Consider the following 5,616-nt stretch of genomic DNA (forward strand, 5'->3'; position numbering starts at 1 on the left):
TGAAAGATCCTTCGGAAAAGTTGCCCAGGAGTATATCTTTATTTCCATCATCATTCCAGTCGGCTATATCCATGGTAATCCACCGCCCGGCTGAAGCGTCAGGGTGATGGTAAGGGATAAATTTCAGATTTCCTTCATTTTTGAACAATACAAACCCCTCTTCCGGGTGATTTTCATAATCTGCATAGAAGGCAATCACAGCTATATCTAACCTCCCATCGTTGTTGAAATCATGAGCTTGTGCGTCATAAGCCCCGTGAAGGGGATAGAACCATTCCTTTGTAAAGTTATATTTTCCATCATTTAAAAAGATATAGACCCCATGATAGGGTTTGAAGATGGTGGAATAGTCGGCATTGTCGCCGCTTGTGTATAGTATATCCGGGTATCCGTCACTATTAAAATCATGTATTTCAAATGAACTGGATCCTGCCGTAATTTGAAATTGCAACAACGTTGTCTTCAGAAAATTTCCTTCCCCCTGGTTTTCAAACAGATAAATTGCCTGGTCTGTTTGCGTGCAAAGCGCTATGATATCCTGCAGGCCATTTCCATTGATATCCCTGATATCAGTCTGGATACAGCCGGGGGTATCCAGCAATATACTTTTTTGACCAGCTAACTTTTTGCCGGTGTTTTCTACCCAGAACAGTTTTCCTGTTCTGTGACCGAATTCACTGATTAGTAGATCATCCAGTCCGTCTTGATTGAGGTCTGCCCATTTACTTTCTACCGGACGTGCGAGATCATCCAATAAAAGGGAATCGGATATAAGTTCAGTACTGAGGGGATTATATAATATGTTTTTCACGGATCCGGCGGGAGCATCGGTCGGCAATAAACGTCCTATGAATGTCAGGAGTAATTCCTGTTTTCCCAATACATCATTATCCGTGTTCCCGATACGAATGTCGGATATGGGAGTAGGTGAAGCAAAAGTATGTAGGAGCTCCAGGTCGTTATTGAATGTCAGAAATTTCTTCAGGTTTGCGTCCGCAGCATAGATCAACTGGTTGCAGGTGTCAAATCGAACTGAAGTTACCTTAGGTGCGTTTTTTGTCCCGAGTTCCGGGGTGCGGGCCTTAAAAATAAAATTATCATCCAAAATCTCTTGCTTTTTTTTCCGTGCGTTAAATTCCCCGGGGGCAGCCTGCTCGTAGTAATCCAGAATCTTTTGCCATTCTGTGCTGCTTATCTGCTGCTCTGAAGGGTAATAATCCCGCGGAAGGTTGGGGTCCGTTTCAGTCGGATAAGTTTCAAATTTATGTTTATAAATTCCCAGCAGGGGACCCATGGCAGGCAGTACAGAAGAAGTCCAGGTTTGTTTCGGAAGCAGAGAGGGTTCAGGATATAAATGGCAGCGCGAGCAGTATTTTTCGGATAGTATTTTTCCTTCATCAAAAGCAGTAGTATTCCCGGGGAAAAAGTGTTTTTCTACCTCTGCTATATGTGCATTATCCGATAAATAGATAAATAAAACAGTGATGGATATACCAACAATTATGAAGAACAGGTATCTTCTTCCTGTGGGTATATTCATAGATTCAAGGTTCTGTACTGAGGATACATGGTTCAGCTAAATATACGGGTGCATTTAATTTAACCATTAAGCATCAAAAATTTATTATTTTTCCGAAAAGGAGCGTAAAATTTTTTTGTATATCAGATTATTTTGTGTAATTACAGGTCAGCAATGGGTTTTTTAATTTTTAAATTACATCAGGGTTGAGTTTATGATTAGTCGAATTATGGTAGGTATCTGTTTTTTATTTTTCGGTAGTTTATTTAATCCGGAGGTGGAATCCGTACAAGCACAGGAGGGGCAGCAGCTGCTGCCTGATCCCGGGGTCGTATCCTACTCTTTCAGAAATCAGTTCGAGGAAGATGTGCCGGGGACACTGGATCTTATTAAGAGCATGGGACTAACCAATATCGAATTTTCCAGTTTATTCGGGACTACAGCTGAAGAGTTGCGCGGAATGCTGGATGAGCGGGGACTCATATGCACTTCTTATGGAGTGGGATACGATGCGCTTGTCAACGATACCGAACAGGTTATCGAGGAAGCCAGCACCCTCGGTGCCAAGCATGTGCGTATAGCCTGGATTCCCCATGAGTCACCTTTTTCCATTGAAGATGCGAAGAAAACGGTCACTGATTTTAACCGGGCGGGAAAAGAGTTAAGGGAAGCGGGACTTTATTTCTCTTATCACAATCACGGCTATGAGTTCCGGCCCTATGAAGACGGAACGCTCTTTGATTATATTATGGAACATACCGATCCGGAATACGTCAGTTTTGAAATGGACCTGCTTTGGACCGCACACCCGGGAGCGGATCCTGTGGAGCTGTTAAAAAAATACCCCGACCGGTTCCGATTGATGCATCTGAAGGATCTTAAAAAAGGCGTTGAGGGGGATTTTTCAGGCAGTGCTCCCGAAGAATACGACGTGCGACTGGGAACCGGACAAATCGATTTTCCCGCGGTTTTAAAAGCGGCGCAGGATACGAATATCGAGTATTACTATATCGAAGATGAAAGCCGGGAAGTCGTGGAGCGAGTCCCCAAAAGTATTGAATACCTCAAAAGTTTAACCAAGTAACAATTCGTGAATAATCCGGGTTAAGCAGATGTGAGGATTTTGAATGTGCAAACATGCAGGTATTGGCCGAAAGAACAGTTTTACAAAGGCTTCTCAAAATTAAGAGAGATATGAAGATAGAACACTTTGCAATGAACGTGGAAGAGCCACTCGCAATGGCCGACTGGTATGTGGATCATCTCGGGCTGGAGATTGTAAAACAGGAAACAGAACCGCCTTATATGACGTTTCTTACGGACGACAGTGGCCGGGTGATGATCGAGATTTATCAAAATCCGGCCGACCAGGTCCCCGATTATCGCAACAGGGACCCGCTGATTATGCACCTGGCGCTGGTCTCCGAAGATCCTGCAGCCGATAAAAAGCGTTTGACCGAGGCCGGTGCCCAAGAGATGAGTGACGAGATATTGGAGGACGGCTCGCACCTGGTAATGCTGAGGGATCCGTGGGGATTGGCGATACAGCTTTGTAAACGTTCGACCCCCATGTTGAGGGAGAAAGAAGGCGGTTAACGATTGGCATCGGTCAACTTTAACTCCTATTACTCGCGGACGGGGCTTGGTATAGTCGGACGGGTGAAATGCTATCTGCAGAAAAAACGGTGATCTTTTTTAGGGACTTTATCGGGCAAATGGAGCTCGGATATGAGAGGCTGAGTATAAATTAAAATTTATATCGAAAAAACCTTTCATAATTTGTATCATAGTGATAATTAATTAACAGAATTATAAAAATAAATTAAATGTTATAATGCGACTATTAAAAATAAGGGTTTTGCAATTTTTAGGATTGTTTTTGTTTATAGCTGGTCCGCTGCAGGCCCAGGATAGCTGGCAGGAACTCATTAACGGTGAAAGCCTGGACGGGTGGACCCAGCTGGGGGGTGAAGCCGATTATTTTGTCGAAGACGGAGCGATCGTGGGTGAGGCGGTGCCTGATACGCCCAATTCCTTTCTGACGACAAACGAAGAGTACGGTGATTTTATCCTGGAATATGAAGTGTACCTGGATACCCAGATTAACAGCGGCGTGCAGATCCGAAGCCACAGCGATCCGGACTACCGCGACGGACGGGTGCATGGCTACCAGGTGGAACTGGACCCCTCCGAGCGCGCGTGGAGCGGAGGTATCTATGACGAAGCACGCCGGGGATGGCTCTATCCGCTGGCAGACAACAAAAAGGGCGGGGCTGCATTCCGTGTGGGACAGTGGAATACCGTTCGCGTGGAAGCTATTGGGCCAACGATTAATACCTGGATCAACGGGGTGCAGTGCAGCCGGCTGGTGGATGACATGACCCCGGAGGGATTCATCGGGCTGCAGGTGCATTCCATCCACGATGAGAGCCTGGTCGGGGCACAGATAAAGTGGAGAAACATTCGCATTCTTACCTCCGACCTGGATGAGCATCGCACAGCACCCGATCCCCAGGTTCGACAAATTAGTTATCTGAAAAATGAGCTCACCGAGTGGGAACAAAAGCACGGTTGGCGATTGCTCTGGGACGGAGAAACCTCGGAAGGCTGGCGCGGGGCAAAGCTGGATGATTTTCCCGAAAGCGGATGGGAGATCAGTGACGGTATACTGACGGTACAGGAGACCGACGGCGGTGAAGCCACGGGTCCGGGCGATATTGTGACGAGGGACCAGTACAGTGATTTTGAGCTGGAGCTTGAATTCAAGATCACGGAAGGAGCCAACAGCGGTATCAAGTATTTTGTGGATCCTGATCTCAATAAGGGCGAGGGGTCCGCTATCGGAGCGGAGTTTCAGATTCTGGATGATGAAAACCACCCGGATGCCAAGAAAGGCGTCGAGGGTAATCGCACGGTAGGTTCGCTGTACGACCTGATTGCGGCCGAGAACCTTTCGGTTCCGGGCCGAGGCAAGCCGTTTAACGGGGTTGGCAGCTGGAACAAGGCACGTATTGTTTCCGAGGATGGAAAGGTGGAACATTGGCTCAATAACCAGAAAGTGGTGGAATATGACCGCTTTTCGCAAATGTTTGCGGCACTGGTGGCATACAGCAAATACCAGAAATGGGAAAATTTTGCTCGCTGGCCTCAGGGACCCATCCTGTTGCAGGATCACGGAAATGAAGTTAGTTACCGGAGTGTCAAGGTACGCGAATTGTAAAACAGATCATTTCATCTAACATTTAAAAATAATCTATTATGGGATCACGAAAAGACTTTATTAAAAAGACAGCACTGGGAGCCGGTGGACTGGCTCTGGGATTATCGGCCAAAAGTTATGGAAGAGTTCTCGGAGCAAATGACCGCATTCGCGTGGCTTTTATGGGATGCGGGCGCCGCGTCGGGGCCTATTACGAAAGCCTGTCGAAACCGTACAACACCGAGCTGGCCTATATCTGCGATGTTAAGAAAAGCCAGCGCGACCGGGTAGCTGAAGACTTGAAAGATGAGCTCTCTTATACGCCCGAGCTGACCGACGACATCCGGGAAGTGCACGAGGATCCGGAAGTGGATGCTATTTTCAACGCTACTCCTGATCACTGGCATGCTCCCGGCGCGCTGATGGCCATGGAGGCGGGCAAACACGTGTACGTGGAAAAGCCGTGCAGCCATAACCCGGCGGAGAGTGAGCTGCTGGTACGGGCACAGCAGAAATATGATAAAGTCGTCCAGATGGGAAACCAGCAGCGTTCGGCCGCTCATACGATAGAAATCATTGATGAAATTCACAATGGAATCATCGGGGAGCCCTATAAAGCAGTGGCTTTTTACAGCAACGGCCGGGGAGAGGTCCCCAATCCCGTGCAACAGGATCCGCCGTCCGACTTAAACTGGGAGCTGTTTCAGGGCCCGGCGCCCCGGGAAGAATACCATCATGACACCTGGGATTATAACTGGCACTGGTATGGCTGGAAGTGGGGAACCGCCGAGACCGGCAACAACGCCACCCATGAAGTCGATGTCGCCCGGTGGGCCCTGCAGGTTGACTATCCCGAGAAGGTTATCGTAGATGCCGCGAAACAACACTACCCGGATGA

5 protein-coding genes are annotated in these 5,616 nt (G+C 47.6%); 4 read left to right on the forward strand and 1 reads right to left on the reverse strand.

Going from position 1 to position 5,616, the window contains the following annotated elements:
• The coding region (locus ACESLU_RS10780; protein ID WP_372638655.1) for an FG-GAP repeat domain-containing protein at positions 1–1,540 on the reverse strand (1,540 nt) is incomplete at its 3' end.
• Between the two features lie 193 nt (positions 1,541–1,733).
• Here ACESLU_RS10780 and ACESLU_RS10785 point away from each other — a divergent pair.
• The 4 genes from ACESLU_RS10785 to ACESLU_RS10800 all read left to right on the forward strand — a co-directional run.
• Entirely contained in the window at positions 1,734–2,603 is an 870-nt protein-coding gene (locus tag ACESLU_RS10785) for a sugar phosphate isomerase/epimerase family protein (RefSeq protein WP_372638656.1), read from the forward strand.
• Positions 2,604–2,713: 110 nt separating this feature from the next.
• On the forward strand, positions 2,714–3,115 hold the full coding sequence (locus tag ACESLU_RS10790) for a VOC family protein (RefSeq protein ID WP_372638657.1): 402 nt from the start codon (positions 2,714–2,716) through the stop codon (positions 3,113–3,115).
• Positions 3,116–3,368: 253 nt separating this feature from the next.
• The gene (locus ACESLU_RS10795) at positions 3,369–4,739 is read left to right on the forward strand and encodes a DUF1080 domain-containing protein (protein ID WP_372638659.1); all 1,371 of its coding nucleotides are present in this window, start codon (positions 3,369–3,371) and stop codon (positions 4,737–4,739) included.
• Between the two features lie 38 nt (positions 4,740–4,777).
• Positions 4,778–5,616 (forward strand): Gfo/Idh/MocA family protein (locus ACESLU_RS10800; protein ID WP_372638658.1); only part of this gene is annotated, 839 nt, incomplete at its 3' end.

This window comes from Fodinibius sp. (assembly GCF_041642155.1).
Classification (GTDB): domain Bacteria; phylum Bacteroidota; class Rhodothermia; order Balneolales; family Balneolaceae; genus Fodinibius.

Excerpts from the sequence above, each read along its gene's own strand:
- ACESLU_RS10790 (WP_372638657.1), top strand. The coding sequence starts at position 2,714 with ATGAAGATAGAACACTTTGCAATGAACGTGGAAGAGCCACTCGCAATG.
- ACESLU_RS10785 (WP_372638656.1), top strand. The coding sequence starts at position 1,734 with ATGATTAGTCGAATTATGGTAGGTATCTGTTTTTTATTTTTCGGTAGT.